At 68.1% G+C, this 17,299-nt stretch carries 16 protein-coding genes and 1 other RNA gene; 6 read left to right on the forward strand and 11 right to left on the reverse strand.

Annotated elements, in window-relative coordinates:
- Nucleotides 1-39 precede the first annotated feature (39 nt).
- The 9 genes from murG to mraZ are packed head-to-tail and all read right to left on the reverse strand — an operon-like array spanning nt 40 to nt 9,944.
- Nucleotides 40-1,125, reverse strand: coding sequence for an undecaprenyldiphospho-muramoylpentapeptide beta-N-acetylglucosaminyltransferase (murG, locus tag G5A07_RS05420; protein WP_191862978.1), 1,086 nt, complete (start codon nt 1,123-1,125; stop codon nt 40-42).
- Complete coding sequence (gene ftsW / locus G5A07_RS05425) at nt 1,122-2,441, reverse strand: putative lipid II flippase FtsW (protein WP_049411261.1); 1,320 nt, start codon at nt 2,439-2,441, stop codon at nt 1,122-1,124. Before ftsW ends, murG begins: the two co-directional genes overlap by 4 nt.
- 1 nt (nt 2,442) lies before the next feature.
- A complete protein-coding gene (gene mraY, locus G5A07_RS05430; protein ID WP_010481929.1) occupies nt 2,443-3,528 on the reverse strand; it encodes a phospho-N-acetylmuramoyl-pentapeptide-transferase in 1,086 nt (361 codons plus the stop codon).
- Entirely contained in the window at nt 3,518-4,912 is a 1,395-nt protein-coding gene (gene murF / locus G5A07_RS05435) for a UDP-N-acetylmuramoyl-tripeptide--D-alanyl-D-alanine ligase (RefSeq protein WP_049411259.1), read from the reverse strand. Before murF ends, mraY begins: the two co-directional genes overlap by 11 nt.
- On the reverse strand, nt 4,909-6,417 hold the full coding sequence (locus tag G5A07_RS05440; protein ID WP_029379787.1) for a UDP-N-acetylmuramoyl-L-alanyl-D-glutamate--2,6-diaminopimelate ligase: 1,509 nt from the start codon (nt 6,415-6,417) through the stop codon (nt 4,909-4,911). The genes murF and G5A07_RS05440 overlap by 4 nt, the downstream gene beginning before the upstream one ends.
- Nucleotides 6,414-8,258: a penicillin-binding transpeptidase domain-containing protein gene (locus tag G5A07_RS05445; protein WP_049461624.1), complete on the reverse strand. Its 1,845-nt coding sequence runs from the start codon at nt 8,256-8,258 to the stop codon at nt 6,414-6,416. The genes G5A07_RS05440 and G5A07_RS05445 overlap by 4 nt, the downstream gene beginning before the upstream one ends.
- Nucleotides 8,255-8,518: a cell division protein FtsL gene (ftsL, locus tag G5A07_RS05450; protein ID WP_005412242.1), complete on the reverse strand. Its 264-nt coding sequence runs from the start codon at nt 8,516-8,518 to the stop codon at nt 8,255-8,257. The genes G5A07_RS05445 and ftsL overlap by 4 nt, the downstream gene beginning before the upstream one ends.
- Nucleotides 8,515-9,483: a 16S rRNA (cytosine(1402)-N(4))-methyltransferase RsmH gene (gene rsmH / locus G5A07_RS05455; RefSeq protein WP_010481940.1), complete on the reverse strand. Its 969-nt coding sequence runs from the start codon at nt 9,481-9,483 to the stop codon at nt 8,515-8,517. Before rsmH ends, ftsL begins: the two co-directional genes overlap by 4 nt.
- A 14-nt stretch (nt 9,484-9,497) precedes the next feature.
- Nucleotides 9,498-9,944, reverse strand: coding sequence for a division/cell wall cluster transcriptional repressor MraZ (mraZ, locus tag G5A07_RS05460; protein WP_004143635.1), 447 nt, complete (start codon nt 9,942-9,944; stop codon nt 9,498-9,500).
- 323 nt (nt 9,945-10,267) lie between these two features.
- On the opposite strand from mraZ, the gene G5A07_RS05465 reads away from it, so the two are divergent.
- Complete coding sequence (locus tag G5A07_RS05465; protein WP_191862979.1) at nt 10,268-11,020, forward strand: NRDE family protein; 753 nt, start codon at nt 10,268-10,270, stop codon at nt 11,018-11,020.
- A gap of 101 nt (nt 11,021-11,121) precedes the next feature.
- The gene (locus tag G5A07_RS05470) at nt 11,122-11,601 is read left to right on the forward strand and encodes a DM13 domain-containing protein (RefSeq protein ID WP_010481944.1); all 480 of its coding nucleotides are present in this window, start codon (nt 11,122-11,124) and stop codon (nt 11,599-11,601) included.
- An 89-nt stretch (nt 11,602-11,690) separates the two neighbouring features.
- Here the strand turns inward: G5A07_RS05470 and rnpB are convergent.
- Nucleotides 11,691-12,042: RNase P RNA component class A (rnpB, locus tag G5A07_RS05475), an RNA gene on the reverse strand.
- Between the two features lie 134 nt (nt 12,043-12,176).
- Nucleotides 12,177-12,995, reverse strand: a complete 819-nt coding sequence (gene rsmI, locus G5A07_RS05480) for a 16S rRNA (cytidine(1402)-2'-O)-methyltransferase (protein WP_005412235.1) — start codon at nt 12,993-12,995, stop codon at nt 12,177-12,179.
- 81 nt (nt 12,996-13,076) lie between these two features.
- On the opposite strand from rsmI, the gene G5A07_RS05485 reads away from it, so the two are divergent.
- From G5A07_RS05485 to G5A07_RS05500, 4 genes are all read left to right on the forward strand, one after another.
- Entirely contained in the window at nt 13,077-14,798 is a 1,722-nt protein-coding gene (locus G5A07_RS05485) for a penicillin-binding protein activator (RefSeq protein WP_191862980.1), read from the forward strand.
- Nucleotides 14,788-15,156: a YraN family protein gene (locus G5A07_RS05490; protein ID WP_029379788.1), complete on the forward strand. Its 369-nt coding sequence runs from the start codon at nt 14,788-14,790 to the stop codon at nt 15,154-15,156. The genes G5A07_RS05485 and G5A07_RS05490 overlap by 11 nt, the downstream gene beginning before the upstream one ends.
- Nucleotides 15,157-15,266: 110 nt before the next feature.
- A complete protein-coding gene (locus G5A07_RS05495) occupies nt 15,267-15,911 on the forward strand; it encodes a metal-dependent hydrolase (protein ID WP_010481952.1) in 645 nt (214 codons plus the stop codon).
- On the forward strand, nt 15,908-17,293 hold the full coding sequence (locus G5A07_RS05500) for an FAD-linked oxidase C-terminal domain-containing protein (RefSeq protein WP_191862981.1): 1,386 nt from the start codon (nt 15,908-15,910) through the stop codon (nt 17,291-17,293). The genes G5A07_RS05495 and G5A07_RS05500 overlap by 4 nt, the downstream gene beginning before the upstream one ends.
- Nucleotides 17,294-17,299 lie beyond the last annotated feature (6 nt).

Genomic DNA, 17,299 nt, shown 5'->3' on the forward strand with positions numbered 1-17,299 from the left:
CGCGGCCTCGCGCAGGGCAGGCGCGGTGGCATGCCTTCTTCATACAGCTTCCTCAAGAATGATATCGGCGATGCGCTCGGCGGCATCGACCTGGGCCAGGGCACGCGCGGCTTGCGCCATCTGCATGCGGCGGGCGGGATTTTCGGACAGATCGCGCAGCAGTGCGGCAATGCCGTCGGCCAGTGTTCCGTCCTGCTTCAGCAAAACCGCCGCGCCGCGCTCGACCAGGAACTCCGCATTGCGGGTCTGGTGATCGTCGACGGCAGCGGGGAATGGCACCAGCACGCTGCCGACACCGACCGCGCACAGCTCGGCCAGCGTGGACGCGCCGGCACGGCACACGACCAGGTCGGCCCAGGCGAAGGCTTCGGCCATGTCCGCGATGAACGGGGTGATTTCAGCCTGCACGCCGGCCTTGGCATACGCCTCGACCGCTTCGGCATGCAGCTTCTCGCCACTCTGGTGGCGCACCTGCACCGGCACACCCGTGCCCAGCGCGGCAATCGCCTGCGGCACGCCGGTGTTGAGCGCACGCGCGCCCTGGCTGCCGCCGACCACCAGCACGCGCAGCGGGCCGTGGCGGTCGGCGAAGCGCTGTTCCGGCGGCGCGATGGCGGCGATCTCCGCACGCACCGGGTTGCCGACGAACTCCTCGCGCGCGGCGAAGGTACCGGGGAAGCCGGTCAGCAACCGGCGCGCATAGCGCGACAGGATGCGGTTGGTCATGCCGGGCGCGCGATTCTGTTCGTGTACCAGCAGCGGCAGGCCGTGCAGGCGCGTGGCCATGCCACCGGGACCGGAGGCAAAGCCACCGAAGGCGACCACCGCTCGCGGCTGGCGCTTGCGGATGATCATGCCGGCCGCGCGCAGCGCGCGCATCAGCCGCCACGGCGCGCCCAGCAGGGCCAGCTTGCCCTTGCCGCGCAGGCCGGTGATGGCCAGCGTGTCGATCGGAATGTCGTGCTGCGGCACCAGGCGCGTTTCCATCGCACCATCGGCGCCCATCCAGGTGACCGGCACGCCGCGCTGGCGCAGCACGCGGGCCACGGCCAGGCCGGGGAAGATGTGACCGCCGGTGCCACCGGCCAGGATCATCACCGGGCGGGCGTTGGAAGCACTGCTCATGACAGCCTCCCGAAGGTCGGTTCGATGCGCGACTGCAGGCGGCTGGTGCCACGCGCAGCGTTCGGCGCAGCGGCAGCCACCGGCTCGGCGCTCATCGGCACGCTGGCGGCCACCGGCGCGGCGGGCCCGTCCATCGGCTCGGCAGCGGCGTCTTCGGCGCCGCCGATGCGCACGGCCTGGCGGCGCTCGGCGCGCTTGAGCTCATAGGACACGCGCAGCAGCAGGCCCATCGCCACGCAGGTCATCAGCACCGACGAACCGCCGGAGGAGATCAGCGGCAGGGTCAGGCCCTTGGTCGGCAGGATGCCCAGGTTCACGCCGATCGAGACGAAGGTCTGCATGCTGATCCACAGGCCGATGCCGAAGGCGATATAGCCGGAGAAGTGGCGCTTCATTTCCACGCAGCGCATGCCCAGCCAGAAGGTACGACCGACCAGCAGCGCGTACAGGGCCACGATCACGCAGGTGCCCAGGAAGCCGAATTCCTCGGCGGTTACCGAGAAGATGAAGTCGGTGTGCGCTTCAGGCAGGTAGTACAGCTTCTGCACCGAGTTGCCCAGGCCGACGCCGGTCCACTCGCCACGGCCCACCGCCATCAGCGCGTTGGACAGCTGGTAGCCGTCGCCCTGCTGGTCGGCCCACGGGTCCAGGAAGGAGGTGATGCGGCGCATGCGGTACGGCTCGATGATCGCCAGCGCGCTCATGCCGACCAGGCCGATGATCACCGGCATCGACATGCGCGGCATGTTCACACCGCCCAGCACCAGCATGCCGGCGGTGATCGCCAGCAGCAGGGTGGACGAACCGAAGTCCGGCTGCAGCAGCAGCAACAGCACCAGCGCACCGGCCACGCCCAACGGCTTGAGCATCGCCGGCCAGGTCGCGTTGACCTCGTCGCGGAAGCGCACCAGATAGCTGGACAGCCAGACGATGTAGAGCACCTTCACCGCTTCCACCGTCTGGAACTTGGAGATGCCCAGGTTGATCCAGCGGCGTGCGCCGTTGACCGTGCTGCCCAGGCCCGGTGCGAACACCGCCAGCAGCAGCACGAAGCAGCCCAGCAGCAGCATCTGGTTGTACTGCTCGATGGACTTCAGTTCAGTGCGGGCGGCCACGACCGCCAGCACGATGCCCACCGCCAGGAAGATCAGGTGGCGGTTGAGGTAGTAGAACGGGCTGCTCATCAGCGCGATCGAACTGGACGCCACCATCACCACGCCAATGCCCGTGAGCGCGATGATCGCGCCCAGCAGCCACTTGTCGTAGCTGCCTTCGATGGCTTCAAGGCGTGTTGCCTGGCGGGACAGGTCGTTCATCTCAGCGCACCTTCAACGTGGCCAGGCCGATCAGCACGAGCACGACGGAGATGATCCAGAAGCGCACGATCACGCGCGGCTCCGGCCAGCCCTTCAGTTCGAAGTGGTGATGGATCGGCGCCATGCGGAACACGCGCTTGCCGGTCAGCTTGAACGAGGCGACCTGGATCATCACCGACAGCGTTTCGATGACGAACACGCCGCCCATGATCACCAGCACCAGTTCCTGGCGGGTGATCACCGCGATCGTGCCCAGCACCGCACCCAGCGCCAGTGCACCGATGTCGCCCATGAACACCATGGCCGGATAGGTGTTGAACCACAGGAAGCCGAGGCCCGCACCGGCGATGGCCGCGCAGATGATGACCAGCTCGCCGGCGCCCGGGATCTGCGGGATCTGCAGGTAGTTGGCGAACACTACGTTGCCCGAGGCGTAGGCGAACACACCCAGCGCGCAGGCCACCAGCACGGTCGGCATGATCGCCAGGCCGTCCAGGCCGTCGGTCAGGTTCACCGCGTTGGAGAAACCGACGATCCAGAAGTAGGCGATGGCCACGAAGCCGATGCCGGCCAGCGGCAGCGCGATCGACTTGAACATCGGGATGTAGAAGGTCAGCGCCGCCGGCACGTCGGCCGTGTAGAACAGGAACAGGCCCGCGGCCAGGCCGAAGATCGACTGCAGCAGGTACTTCCAGCGCGACTTCAGGCCGTTCGGGTCGCGGCGGACGATCTTGATCCAGTCGTCATACCAGCCGATGGCGCCGAAGCACAGCATCACCGCCAGCACCAGCCACACGTAGCGGTTGCGCAGGTCAGCCCACATCAGCACCGACAGTGTGATGGTGAGCAGGATCAGCGAACCGCCCATGGTCGGTGTGCCGGCCTTGGAGAAATGGGTCTGCGGACCGTCCTTGCGGATCGGCTGGCCGCCCTTGAACTGGGCAAGCTTGCGGATCATCGCCGGGCCGAGCCACAGCGACAGGAACAGGGCCGTCAGCGCGGCAAGGATGGCGCGGAACGTCTGGTAGTTGAACAGCCCGAACAGGCTCTCCAACTGCTGCAACCATCGAGCCAGTTCATACAACATGCGGGGATTCCTCTCCTTGCGCCAGCAGCGCTTTGACAATCGTGTCCATGGCGCTGCCACGGGAACCCTTGACCAGGCAGCGCACGCCGGCGTGCAGCTCGTCCTTCAGCGCCTGCGACAGCGCGTCATGGGTGGCGAAATGACGGCCGCCTTCGCCGAAGGCGGTGGCGGCAGCGGCGCTGAGCGGGCCCAGCGCATACAGGCGCTTGAGGCCAGCAGCGCGCGCGCGGAGCCCCGCCTGCGCGTGCAGCGCTTCAGCGTCCGGCCCCAGCTCGCGCATGTCGCCCAGCACCAGCCAGCCCTCTTCCGGGGCTGCGGCCAGGGCATCGATGGCCGCAGCCAGCGAGCCGGGATTGGCGTTGTAGCTGTCATCCACCAGCACCGCGCCGTTGCGCAGCTGATGGGCGATCTGCCGACCCGGCACCGGCTGTGCCTCGGCCAGACCGGCGGCAATCAGCGCGAGATCGACACCGGCGGCCAGCGCCAGGCTGGCCGCGGCCAGTGCATTGCTGACGTTGTGGCGACCCGGCAGGCCGAGCACCACGCGCGCTTCGCCGGCCGGCGAAACCAGGGTGAACTGGCTGCCCTGCGCACCGGCGCGGATGTCGCGCGCCGTCACGTCGGCGGTATGTTCCAGGCCATAGCGCAGCACGCGGCAGCGCGGCGGAGTGCCGACGAAATGCTGTTCGAACCAGCGGCCGTAGGCATCGTCGGCGTTGATCACCGCCACACCATCGGCCGGCAATGCGGCATAGATCGCGCCCTTGGTCACCGCCACGCCGAGCAGGCTGCCCATGCGTTCCAGATGGGCCGGGGCGATGTTGTTGACCAGCGCATAGCGCGGGCGGGCGATATCGGTCAGGTAGGCGATGTCACCCGGCTTGCCAGCGCCCATCTCGTAGACGGCGTAGTCGGCATCTTCCGGCGCATCGATCACCGCCAGCGGCAGGCCGATCTCGTTGTTGCGGTTGCCCGGGTTGGCGTAGACCACCTTGTGCGCGTGCTGTGCCACCTGCTGCAGGATCGACAGCAGCAGGCTCTTCACGCTGGTCTTGCCGTTGCTGCCGGTGATCGCGAACACCTCGGTGCCGCGGTCACGCTGCATGCCGGTGGCGATCTTCGCCAGCGCCAGTTCACTGTCAGCCACCAGCACCTGCGGCAGCTCGATCGGCAGCAGGCGCTCGACCAGCAGCGCACTGGCACCGCGCGCCTGTGCGTCGGCGGCGAAATCATGGCCGTCAAAACGCTCGCCGCGCAGCGCCACATACAGGCTGCCCGGACCGAGGCTGCGGGTGTCATGGCTGACCGCATCGATGGCCACGTCGTCGCCGTGGATCTCGCCGCCGGCCCAGTGTGCGATCAGCGAAAGCAGGGTGCGCTTCATGCGATGCCCTCCCCGGCCTGCGAGCTCAGAACACCGGCCTTGGCAGCCAACGCAGCGGCGGCCACTTCGGTGTCGTCGAAGTCATGGCGTACGCCATTTACTTCCTGGTATGGCTCGTGGCCCTTGCCGGCAATCAGGATGATGTCGCCGGCACCGGCGCGCTTCACCGCCAGGCCGATCGCACGCGCGCGGCTGCGCTGCACGGTCACGGCATCGGCATTCTGGAAGCCCGCCAGGATGTCGGCCACGATCACGTCGCCATCCTCGCCACGCGGGTTGTCGTCGGTGACGATGACCTGGTTGGCCAGGCGCTCGGCGATCGCGGCCATCTGAGGACGCTTGCCGGTATCGCGCTCGCCACCGCAGCCGAACACGCAGAACAGCGCGCCGTGCAGGTGGCCGTGCAGGCTGTCCAATGCCTGTTCCAGCGCGTCCGGGGTATGTGCGTAATCGACCACCACGGTCGGCAGGCCGTCTTCGCCGCCGAGGCGGTTCATGCGGCCGCGGATCGGCTGCAGCGCCGACAGCACTTCAGCGATGCGTGGCAGCGGCTGGCCCTGTGCATGCAGGGTACCGGCCACGGCCAGCAGGTTGTCCACGTTGAACCGGCCCAGCAGCGGCGACTGCACCGCGGCACGTTGGCCGTCGATGACCAGTTCGAACGCAATGCCTCGGCCATCCAGCTGCAGCGCTTCAGCGCGCACGCTGGCATCGCTGGCACCACGCGAGCTCAGTCCGATCGGCTGCACGCCCGCCGGCAGGCCGGCAAACAGCTGGCGGCCGAAGGCGTCGTCAAGATTGATCACCGCGGCCTTCAGGCCCGGACGATGGAACAGCCGCGCCTTGGCCGCGCCGTAGCTGGCCATGTCGCCGTGGTAATCCAGATGATCGCGGGTGAGGTTGGTGAACACCGCCACGTCGTAATGCACGGCATCGACGCGGCCCTGGTCCAGCGCGTGCGAGCTGACTTCCATCGCTACCGCGCGCGCACCGGCGTCGCGCAGCTGCGCCAGCAGCGCGTGCATCTGCAGCACCAGCGGCGTAGTGAAACCGGTCGGTTCAACCGCACCATAAAGTCCGGCGCCCAGCGTGCCGATACTGCCACTGGGCGTGCCGAGCAGGTGCCAGGCCTGGGCCAGCAGCTGCACGGTGGAGGTCTTGCCGTTGGTGCCGGTCACGCCCACCATCGCCATCGCCCGCGACGGTGCGCCATGGAACTGGTCGGCCATCGCCCCCATGCGCGCACGCAGGCCCGGCACCGCGATCGCATCGGCCGGGGCCGGCAACTCGGCAGGGGCCGGCGGTTCGAACAGGATGGCGCCAGCGCCCGCCGCGCGGGCCTGCTCGACAAAGCCCAGGCCATGCGCGCCGAAACCGGCGATGGCGACGAAGGCATTGCCGGGGCGCACGGCGCGGCTGTCCAGCACCAGGCCGGTCAGAACGGGATCATGGCCCGCCAGGGCCACGTCCGGAAGCAACTGCGAAAGCAACATCGAAGGACTCATTGCGTGCCTCCCGTAGCGGGCGGCGTCTGGGCTTGCGCGCTGGGCAGCGCAGCGTCGAATTCAGCGGCGGCATCCACCGGCAGCGCAGCCTCTGCGGGCGGCGCAGGCAGGATCGAGGCCGAGTGGCCGACCTTGCCGGACTGCTGTGCGGCCAGCCACGACTGCAGGTCGTCCAGCGGCACGTCCATCAGGCGCAGAGTGCCTTCCATCACGTTGTGGTAGACCGGCGCCGACACCAGGCCACCGTAGAACTTGCCGGCCTGCGGGTCGTTGATGACGATGACGGTGGCGAAGCGCGGGTTGGTGGCCGGCACCACGCCGGCGAACAGCGCGTTGTAGTGGCCGCGCTCGTAGCCGCCCGGACCGGCCTTTCGCGCGGTACCGGTCTTGCCGGCCACGCGGTAACCCAGCACCGCCGCCTGCTTGGCGCCGCCCTGGGTGACCACCGTTTCCATCATCGCCACCACCTGCTTGGCGACATTCTCGTCGATGATCTGCTGACCTTCATTGCGCTGGCCCTTGACGAAGGTCGGCGCGATCAGACGACCGCCGTTCGCCAGTGCCGAATAAGCCGTAGCGATCTGCAGCGGGGTGACGTTCAGGCCGTAGCCGTAGGACATCGTGGTCTTGGTGGTGCCCGACCAGCGCGCCGGGCGCAGCACCACGCCACCGGATTCACCGGGGAAACCGCTATGCGGCACCGAGCCATAGCCGAAGCGGCGCACGCCGTCGTAGAACACCTGGTCCGGCATCTTCGCCGCAACCTTGGCCGCGCCCACGTTCGAACTGCGGGTGATCACGCCGGTCACGTTCAGCACGCCGTTGTTGCGCGGCACGTCGCGGATGGTGAAGCGACCCAGGGTCATGTAACCCGGGTTGGTATCGATGATGGTGTCCTTGGTCACCGCACCGGCCTGCAGCGCGGTGGCGATGGTCAGCGGCTTCATCGTCGAACCCGGCTCGACCAGATCGGTCACCGCACGGTTGCGGCGCGCATCGGGCAGCGCGCCGGTCAGCGAATTCGGGTTGTAGGTCGGCAGGTTGACCATGGCCAGGATCTCGCCGGTGGTCACGTCCATGATCACCATCGAACCGCCGGCCGCCTTGTTGGCCACCAGCGCGTTGCGCAGTTCCTTGAACGCCAGGTACTGGATGCGGCGATCGATGCTGAGGGTCAGGTCCTTGCCCGGTTCAGCAGCGCGCAGCAGATCGCTCTCGACGGTTTCGCCCTTGCGGTTGCGGATGACCCGCTTCGCACCGGCCTTGCCGCGCAGCCATTCGTCGAACGCCAGCTCCAGGCCTTCCTGGCCGCGGTCGTCAATGTTGGTGAAGCCCAGCACGTGCGCCATCGCTTCGCCCTGCGGGTAGAAGCGGCGGAACTCGCGCTGCGCGGCCACGCCCGGAATCTTCAGCGCGACCACCTTTTCTGCCTCGTCCGGATTGATCCGGCGACGCAGGTACATGAATTCCTTGTCCGACTTCTGCGACAGGCGGCTGCTCAGCTCATCCACCGACATGCCGACCGCCTGGGCCAGCTCCGGAATGCGCTCGGGCGAGCGCAGCAGGTCCTGCGGGTTGACCCAGATCGAGGCGACCGGCGTGGATACCGCCAGCGGCTCGCCATTGCGGTCGGTGATCATGCCGCGCGAGGTCTTGATCGGCAGTTCGCGCAGGTAGCGGGCCTCGCCCTGGCGCTGGTAGAAGTCGCTGTTGATGATCTGCACGTAGGCGGCACGACCGACCAGCGACACCGAGCACAGGCCGAGCGCCAGCGCGACCCAGCGCAGGCGCTGGCGCAGGTTGAAGGCGTTGCGCGGGCGGTTGCGGCCGGTCTTGCTCATGGCCGCACCACCACGATGTCGGCGGCCTCGGGGAACTTCATGCCGAGCTTCTCGCGGGCGATGCGATCGACACGGTTGGCTTCGGCCAGGGTCGCCTGCTCCAGCTGCAGGCGGCCGAATTCCAGATTGATGTCATCGCGCTTGCGCTCGGCGCGCGACAACTCGATGAACGTCTGCCGGTGACGGTGACGCACGAACACGACGCCGATCGCCGAGGCCACGGTGGAAGCCAGCAGGATGATCAGCAGCAGCCGGCTCATGCATCGGCCTCCCGCTTCTGGGCCACGCGCAGCACGGCGCTGCGGGCGCGCGGGTTGGCGGCCAGCTCTTCGTCGGTGGCCTTGATGGCACCGCCGATCAGGTCCAGCGTCGGCACGAACGCGACCGCCTCGGGCAGGCGGCGGTTGGCCGGCGGCGCCTTGGCCAGGCGGTTCATGTACTGCTTGACGATGCGGTCTTCCAGCGAATGGAAGCTGATCACCGCCAGGCGGCCACCGGGCTTGAGCCGTTCCACCGCCGCATCGAGCCCGGCTTCCAGATCGGCCAGCTCGCGGTTGATGTGGATGCGGATGGCCTGGAAGCTGCGCGTGGCCGGGTGGATCTTGTCCTTGCCACGCGGCATCACCGAGGCGATCAGCTCGGCCAGTTCGGCGGTGCGGGTGAACGGCTGCTTCTCGCGGCGGGCCACGATGGCACGGGCGATGCGGCGGCTCTGCCGCTCTTCGCCGTAGGTCCACAGCACGTCGGCAATCTCGCGGTCTTCGACGCGGTTGATCCACTGCGCGGCGCTTTCGCCGCTGTCCGGATCCATGCGCATGTCCAGCGGGCCGTCCTTGCCGAAGCTGAAGCCACGTTCGGCCACGTCCAGCTGCGGCGACGACACGCCCAGGTCGAACAGCACGCCGTCCAGGCCTTCGGCCGTCGCATCCCACTGCAGCAGCTGGGCGAAGCTGCCACGGAAGATGGACACGCGCGGGTCCGGCGCGAAATCGCGCTCGGCAACGGCAATGGCTTCCGGATCCTTGTCCATGACCAGCAGGCGCCCCTCGGGACCAAGCTGGGTGAGCACGCCACGTGCATGACCGCCACGACCGAACGTGCCATCCAGATAACGTCCGTTTTCGATCACCCTCAGGCCTTCGATGACCTGGGTGTACAGGACCGGCAGGTGCACCGCCGGCGACTGCGACACCGGAAGGTGACCGGCCTGCGCTTCTGGGCGCATCCGGGCACCCCGGCTCACAACTTCAGGTCGAGCAACCCATCACCCAGATCCTCGTCAGACAACGTCTGCTGGATCAGGGCCCGATGCGCCTGCTCGCTCCACAATTCGAACTTGTCGCCCATACCGAGCAATACCGCCTTCTTCTCAATGCCCACCGCACCGCGGTGGCTGGCGGGGATGCTGATGCGACCGTTGCCGTCGAGCTCCAGATGGGCGGCCGAGCCGACCAGCTTCTGCTGCAACAGGCGCACGACGCGCTGGGTGTTGGGCTTGGACATGACGTCGTCGCGGACCCGCTCCCATTCCGACTCTGCATACAGCCACAGGCAGCCGGCTTCGAACGGGTTGTAGGTCAGCACGAGACGGTTGTTGCTGGCGCGCGCGACGAGGTCGCGGTAAGCGGTGGGAACCGCCATGCGCCCTTTATCGTCAACTGTGATGGCCGTCTCGCCCTGGAACACGACGCGTGCACCTATCCTTCGCCCGGTGAAACATTGAACCACGAAAACCCACAAAACACCCGGATTTCCCTCTGATGCCCACCTTAGCAGCGGCCGAAGGGTTGTCAACAACTTTTCAGCGGGGAAATCGCCAGCCGCATCAATGGCTTGCAACAACCTTTAGAGAATTGTTCAAGGCTTATCCACAAGTTGCTGATCCGTCTCAATTTTTGAGATTGAACGGAAGTTCAGGGGTGTGGACAGAGCGTGAAACATCGCTCGCGCATTCATCCGGGACGGGCAGGAAGCGGCGCCAGACTGCGCAAACCGTGCACAATGAAGCCATGTGCCTGCTCGCTCTTGGCTGGATGCACCACCCGCGCTGGCGGCTGGTGATGACCGGCAACCGTGATGAGTTCCACGCCCGCCCGACAGCGGCGCTGGCCCCCTGGCAAGATGAGACCTCCGTCATCGGGGGGCGCGACCTGCGCTCCGGCGGCGGCTGGGCCGGCGTCGGTGCCGATGGACGCATGGCCGTGGTCACCAATGTCCGCGCCCCGCTGGCCGCCCAGACCGGTCCTTCACGGGGTGCGCTGGTGGCCGACTTCCTGCGCGGCCGCGACCCCGCCGCCGTGCATATCGACCGACTGGCAACGGTGGCCGGCGCCTACGCCCCATTCAACCTGCTGCTGGCCGACGGCCACAGCCTGGAGTTCCTGGGCAACCACCCTGCCGAGCGCCAGCGCCTGGGCCCGGGCGTGCATGGCATGTCCAACGGCGCGCTGGACGCGCCCTGGCCGAAGACCCGGCGGCTGATGGCTGCGCTTGAAGCCTGGTTCGAGGCCGGCGATGAGGACCTGACCCCGCTCTGGGCCGCCCTGGCGGACGAACATCGCCCCGCCGACAGCGACCTGCCCGACACCGGCATCGGACTGGAACGCGAGCGCTGGCTGAGCCCGGCCTTCATCCGCGGCGACGACTATGGCACCCGCGCCAGCACGGTGCTGCTGATCGATGCCGAAGGGCACGGGCAGATCCACGAGCGTCGCTTCGGCCCGCAGGGTGTCGCCCTCGGCCAGAGCCAGGTCGATTTCTGACCCTGTACCTGTTTTCTGTGTCTATAAATGTCTGCACGCACGCCACACGATGACCCGGCGCGGTTCTGCCGCGCGCCTCACCGATCCACAGGGAGTCATCGATGCGCCGTGTTCTCGTACTTGTCGTCACCCACCTGCTCGCCCTCGGCCTCGGCTTCGGCCTTGGCATCTACCTGCTGCCGATCCTGATCGCTCCCGACGACCCGCCGGTCGCGCAGGTACAGGCGGCGATGGGCGACGCCCGTTACCACACCACCTTCCGTCGCGACCTCAAGGGCAGCGACGCCGTGCACTGGGCCGACGGCAAGGTCAGCGTCAGCCCGCGCCAGGTCGCGTTCGACGGCAAGATGGGCCCGGGGCCGGACTACAAGGTCTACCTCGTGCGCGACTTCGTCGACAACAAGGCCGATTTCCTGAAGATCAAGGCACAGGCCCAGCGCATCGGCGAGGTGAAGACCTTCAACCGTTTCCTGGTGGACGTGCCTGAAAGCGTCAACGTGGACGATTACACCACCGTAGTGGTGTGGTGCGAACGGTTCGAGCAGTTCATTTCCGCCGGGCAGTACCGCACGCCGGGTTGAACAACATCCCAAGCATCTGGGCGGAGAGCAGCCGAGCATGACTCAGCTCTACTGCAGAGCCGAGCCATGCTCGGCCTACCGTAAGAAAGAGGCGGAGCCGGCCGATAAGCCGGGTTCTGTCGTGGACAGTCATTCCTCTAGGCGTTACGTCACCGCAACGCTCAAGCAACCTACCCGGATCCAACGCGGGCCGCGCCAAAGGATCCCTATTTGGTCTTGCTCCAGGTGGGGTTTGCCGTGCCGGTCTGTTACCAGACTCGCGGTGCGCTCTTACCGCACCATTTCACCCTTACCGGCCTTCCGAAGAAGACGTAGGCGGTATCTTTCTGTTGCACTTTCCGTCGGCTTGCGCCGCCCAGGCGTTACCTGGCACCTTGCCCTATGGAGCCCGGACTTTCCTCGGCACCCCCGAAGGGATGACGCGACTGTCTGGCCGACTCCGCCAGCGCACATTCTAGCCTACGCACGTCCTTCCTGCCGTGCTGATCGCGGCATCCGGTTCATCCATCCACGCATGGCGTGGATCTATTGCCATCTCCGCTCTGATGGGTGCGGACCTTGGTCCGCACGATCCATCAACTCCCGTACAACGCCTTGCGCGGCGCGCCGGTCAGCTCGGCCGCCAGCTTCGCCGCGGTCGACGGCGGCAGATGCTCGCTCAGCTTGGCGTAGACACGGCGGCCATGCGCCAGCTGCGCTTCCTCATCGTCGCCGGCGCCCTGCACCATCACCACGAACTCGCCCTTGCGCTGGTTCTCGTCGGCTTCCACCTTGGCCAGCAGGCCGGCCAGATCGCCATCGAGCACGGTCTCGAACAGCTTGGTCAGCTCGCGCGCCAGCACCGCCGGGCGCTCGCCCCCGAAGATCGCCGCCATGTCGGCCAGCGATTCGGCGATGCGGTGCGAGGATTCGTAGAACACCATCGTGCGCACTTCACCCGCCAGCGCCTGCAGCCGGTCGCGGCGGCCGCTGGCCTTGGCCGGCAGGAAACCTTCGAAGCTGAAGCGGTCGCTGGGCAGGCCGGCCACGCTCAGCGCGGCGATGGCGGCACAGGCCCCGGGAATCGGGCTGACCTTGATGCCGGCCGCGCGCGCGGCACGCACCAGGCGGAAACCGGGGTCACTGACCAGCGGGGTGCCGGCATCGCTGACCAGCGCCAGCGACTCACCGGCCTGCAGGCGCGACACCAAGCGCTGCGCCAGGGCCTCTTCATTGTGTTCATGCAGGGCCACCAGCGGCTGCTGGATGCCGAAATGGGACAGCAACTGGCCGCTGCGGCGGGTGTCCTCGGCACAGATGGCCGCCACCGAACGCAGCACCTCCTGCGCGCGCGGGCTCAGATCGGCCAGGTTGCCGATCGGGGTGGCGACGACGTACAGGGTTGGGACACTCATTTCAGCGGTACTCACGGGGCAAGGGTAGAATCGTAGCGTGTACCCGGCCAAGGCCGCTGCCCTCATCGCATGGACCCGATCATGAACAAGCCCGCCGCACGGATCTCCGCCCTGTCGCTGTCGCTGATGCTGCTGGCCGGCTGTGCCACCACCAGCCTGACCAGCGCGCCCGAATCGCCGGCCCAGAGCCAGGCGCTGGCGCTGATCGAACAAGGCAAACCGCGCGACGCCGCCCTGCAGCTGGAAGCGCTGGCCGCAACCCTGAAAGGTGGCGCCCGCAGCAACGCCCTGGCCGATGCCGCCTGGGCCTGGCACCTGGCCGGCGACAGTGCCCGCGCGCGCAGCCTGCTTGGCCAGCTCACCGCCCGCCAGCTGTCCGGCGCCAGCCTGCAGCGCTACCAGCTGACCGGCGCCGAGCTGGCACTGGCCGACAAGCAGCCGGCGCAGGCCCTGGCCCTGCTGAAGGAACAGGGCGACAACGTCTTCCCCGCGCTGCGCACGCGCTGGCACGTAGCCCGCGCCAACGCGCTGCAGGGCACCGGCGATGCCTTCGGTGCCGCCACCGAGCGCGCCCGCGCCCACGCCAGCCTGACCGGCAGCGCACGCAGCGAGAACCAGGCCGTCATCGCCGGTCTGCTCGGTACGCTTGACGACGCCACCCTGCGCAGCCGTGCCGCCGCGCTGCCGGCCAACGACCCGCTGTACAACTTCGCCGGCCGCGCACTGATCGCGCGTGGCCTGCCGCTGCCGCGCCCGTTCGACCGCGATGGCGCCGCCCAGTTCGATACCAGCAAGCGCCCGCCGGCCATGAGCGACGGCTACCGTCCGCCGGCCAAGCTGGCCGTGCTGCTGCCGCTCAGCGGCCGCCTGGCCACCGCCGCGCAGCCGGTGCGCGATGGCCTGCTGGCGGCGTACTACGGCGAGACCCGCCGCCGACCGGACATCAACTTCATCGACACCGCCGGTACCCCGGCCGGTGCGCTGGCCGCCTATGACAAGGCCGTCGCCTCCGGCGCCGACTTCGTGGTCGGCCCGCTGGGCCGCGACGAAGTGGATGCGGTCTATGGCCGCCAGCAGCTGCAGGTACCGGTGCTGGCCCTGAACCGTGGCAAGGACGCGCCGCCAGCCGGCAGCGCCGGCTTCTCGCTGGCGCCGGAAGACGACGGCATCGTCGCCGCCGAATACCTGCGTGGCCGCGAGCGCGGCAAGGCGTTGGTGATCAACAGCGCCGACGACACCGGCCGCCGTGCCGCCGCCGCCTTCGCCCAGCGCTTCGCTCAGCGTGGTGGCCAGGTGGTGGCCACCGTCGGCGTCAGCGACGCGGTTGGCGATGTCGGCGCGCAGGTGCGCAATGCCGGCCAGGTCGATGCCGTGTTCCTCGCCGTGCGCGCGCCGCAGGCCCGCCTGCTGGCGCCGCAGCTGGCGCTGGCCGGTGCCGGTGGCGCCACCCGCGTGGGCACCTCGCAGCTGACCGTCGGCAGCGGCAAGGTGGAAGAAGACGTGGCGCTGGACGGCATCGTCTACCCGAACGAAGCCTGGAACGTGCGCAGCGTGTCCGGCCTGCCCTCAGCCAGCCAGGTCGCCAGCACCCTGCCCAGCGCACGCGGTGCCGCCGGCCGCCTGTTCGCCTTCGGCGCCGATGCCTGGAAGATCACCGCCTACCTGGACAAGCTGTCCAACGAAGGCGGCCTGGACGGCGCCACCGGCACGCTGTACCTGGACAGCAACGGCAACATCCTGCGCCAGCCGGCATGGTCGACCTTCAGCGGTGGCCGGCCGATGCCGATCGTCGGTGGTCGCTGAGCGCAGCCAACGGGGCTCGGCGGTGGAAGCCGCCGCCGAGCAGCATCTGCAACAGGCCGGACTGCAGCCGCGTGCGCGCAACGTGCGTTATCGCGGCGGTGAACTGGACCTGGTGATGGACGACGCCGGCACCGTGGTGTTCGTGGAAGTGCGTTACCGCGCGCGATCCGATTTCGGTGGCGGTGCGGCCTCAGTGGATGTGCGCAAGTGTCGACGCCTGGCGCATGCCGCGTTGTTGTACCTGCAGGACCATCCCGCGCTTGCCGATGCGCCCTGCCGTTTCGATGTGGTGGAAGCCACGGGTGAACCGCCGCAGTTGAACTGGCTGCGCGATGCGTTCCGGCTGGATGATTGCTGATGTGTACCGTCCGCACTGGTAGAGACCGACCTTGGTCTGCGCTTCTGTGCCAACCAAGGTTGGCACCTACCAGCGCGCAGCCTGGCCGGCACGACCATGGTGCGTGACTGATGCCTTCGATCATCACTCATGCCGCTGTGCCTTTGGCGCTGTGGTGCGCCGCGGATCGTGGCCGCATTCCGGCATGGCTGCTGGCTGCCGGTGTGGTCGCCGCGATGCTGCCCGATGCCGACGTGCTGGCCTTTGCCCTGCACATTCCCTATGCCGATGCGTTCGGCCATCGCGGTGCCAGCCATTCGTTGTTGTTTGCCTGCGTGCTGGCCGCGTTGGCCGCGGTGTGGGCGTTCTTTGGTAGCGGCCGACCTTGGTCGGCACCACACAGCTCCGGCAGTCGCCGACCTTGGTCGGCGGTTTCGCGCCAACCAAGGTTGGCACCTACCCAGCGAGGGCCAACGTTGGCGTCCACCGTACAGGCGGCGGTGTTCGTCTTCATCTGCGCCGCCAGCCATCCCCTGCTCGACGCAATGACCTCCGGTGGCCTCGGCGTTGCCCTCGCCTGGCCGTGGAGCGAACAGCGCTTCTTCGCCCCGTGGCGGCCGATCCGCGTTTCACCGTTTGCGCCGCAGTTCTTCAGCGCGCGCGGCATCGCCACCCTGCTCTCTGAACTGCGCTGGGTCTGGCTGCCGCTGGCCGGCGCCGTTGTTGCCTGGAAACTGATCCAACCCGCTCCTGCTGCCCCAAGAGATCTGTCATGAGTACTGCCCTGCCCGCCGCATTGATTGCCGAACTTTCTGCCCTGCTGGGCGCGGAGGGCTGGCGCATGGATGACAACGCGCTGGAAGCGAACGCGGAGGACAACTCGTGGCGCCACCAGCGCCCTGCCGCCGTCGCGCTGCCCGCCAGCATCGAACAGGTGCAGGCACTGGTGCGCGCCTGCCGTGCACATCACGTGGCGCTGGTCGCGCGCGGCGCGGGCACCGGTACCACCGGCGCTGCCGTGCCCTTGCCGGGCAGCATCGTGCTGTCGTTCACCCGCATGGACCGCATTGTCGAAATCCGCGCTGGCGACCGCTGCGCCGTGGTGCAACCCGGCGTGCTCAATGGAACGCTGCAGCAGGCGCTGGCGCCGCACGGCCTGTTCTGGGCGCCGGACCCGTCCAGCGCGGAGATCTGCAGCGTGGGTGGCAACCTGGCCTGCAACGCCGGTGGCCCACGCGCGGTGAAGTACGGCACCAGCCGCGACAACGTGCTCGGCCTGGTCGCGGTCACCGGCACCGGCGAGGTGATCCGCTGCGGCGGCGCCTACACCAAGGATTCGACCGGCTACGACCTCACCCACCTGCTGGTAGGCAGCGAAGGCACACTGGCGCTGATCGTGGAAGCCACCCTCAAGCTCACCCCGCTGCCGGTCAGCCAGGCCGGCCTGCGCGTGCTGTACCGCGACGCCGATGCGGCCGCAGCAGCGGTGTCGCGACTGATGTCGCAGCCGGTGGTGCCCACGCGCCTGGAATTCATGGATTCACGCAGCCTGGAGCTGTTGCGCCTCAATGGTGCTGACGTACCCGAGGCAGGCGCGATGCTGCTGGTCGAAGCCGATGGTGACCACGACACCCTGCCCTACCTGCTGCAGGCACTGGCCAGCGCCGCCGAAGGCGACGGCATGATCGAGCTGGACGTGGCGATGGAAGGCCGTGCACGCGACCAGCTGTGGGCCGCGCGCAAGGCACTGTCGCCGGCACTGCGCACCGTAGCGCCCGGCAAGATCAATGAAGACGTGGTGGTGCCGGTGTCGCGCATTCCGGAACTGGTGGCTGGCGTGCAGGCGTTGGCGCGCGACTATTCGCTAACCATCGTCACCTTCGGTCATGCCGGCAACGGCAACCTGCACGTCAACATTCTTTACCACCCGGACGATGCCGATGAGAACGCACGCGCGCATGCCGCGCTGCCGAAGATCTTCGAACTGACGCTGTCCCTGGGCGGCACGTTGTCCGGTGAGCATGGCATTGGTCTGGCCAAGCGCGATTTCATGGCACAGGCGTTCAGCCCGGCCACGCTGGCGACGATGCGCGCGATCAAGACCGCACTGGACCCGGATGGAATTCTCAACCCGGGCAAGGTGCTGCCGCCGGTGTGATGCTGG

This window comes from Stenotrophomonas sp. AS012628, from assembly GCF_010608305.1.
GTDB lineage: Bacteria > Pseudomonadota > Gammaproteobacteria > Xanthomonadales > Xanthomonadaceae > Stenotrophomonas > Stenotrophomonas geniculata.

Bases quoted from the DNA above. Each gene is read 5' to 3' on its own strand.
- rsmH (WP_010481940.1), bottom strand. From the start codon at position 9,483: ATGCGCCCAGAAGCGCAGGCCGGTCACCTTCCGGTGTCGCAGTCGCCG.
- G5A07_RS05440 (WP_029379787.1), bottom strand. From the start codon at position 6,417: ATGAGTCCTTCGATGTTGCTTTCGCAGTTGCTTCCGGACGTGGCCCTG.
- murG (WP_191862978.1), bottom strand. From the start codon at position 1,125: ATGAGCAGTGCTTCCAACGCCCGCCCGGTGATGATCCTGGCCGGTGGC.
- rsmI (WP_005412235.1), bottom strand. From the start codon at position 12,995: ATGAGTGTCCCAACCCTGTACGTCGTCGCCACCCCGATCGGCAACCTG.
- mraY (WP_010481929.1), bottom strand. From the start codon at position 3,528: ATGTTGTATGAACTGGCTCGATGGTTGCAGCAGTTGGAGAGCCTGTTC.
- G5A07_RS05445 (WP_049461624.1), bottom strand. From the start codon at position 8,258: ATGAGCAAGACCGGCCGCAACCGCCCGCGCAACGCCTTCAACCTGCGC.
- G5A07_RS05495 (WP_010481952.1), top strand. From the start codon at position 15,267: ATGCCTTCGATCATCACTCATGCCGCTGTGCCTTTGGCGCTGTGGTGC.
- G5A07_RS05465 (WP_191862979.1), top strand. From the start codon at position 10,268: ATGTGCCTGCTCGCTCTTGGCTGGATGCACCACCCGCGCTGGCGGCTG.
- murF (WP_049411259.1), bottom strand. From the start codon at position 4,912: ATGAAGCGCACCCTGCTTTCGCTGATCGCACACTGGGCCGGCGGCGAG.
- G5A07_RS05485 (WP_191862980.1), top strand. From the start codon at position 13,077: ATGAACAAGCCCGCCGCACGGATCTCCGCCCTGTCGCTGTCGCTGATG.
- ftsW (WP_049411261.1), bottom strand. From the start codon at position 2,441: ATGAACGACCTGTCCCGCCAGGCAACACGCCTTGAAGCCATCGAAGGC.
- G5A07_RS05470 (WP_010481944.1), top strand. From the start codon at position 11,122: ATGCGCCGTGTTCTCGTACTTGTCGTCACCCACCTGCTCGCCCTCGGC.
- G5A07_RS05500 (WP_191862981.1), top strand. From the start codon at position 15,908: ATGAGTACTGCCCTGCCCGCCGCATTGATTGCCGAACTTTCTGCCCTG.
- ftsL (WP_005412242.1), bottom strand. From the start codon at position 8,518: ATGAGCCGGCTGCTGCTGATCATCCTGCTGGCTTCCACCGTGGCCTCG.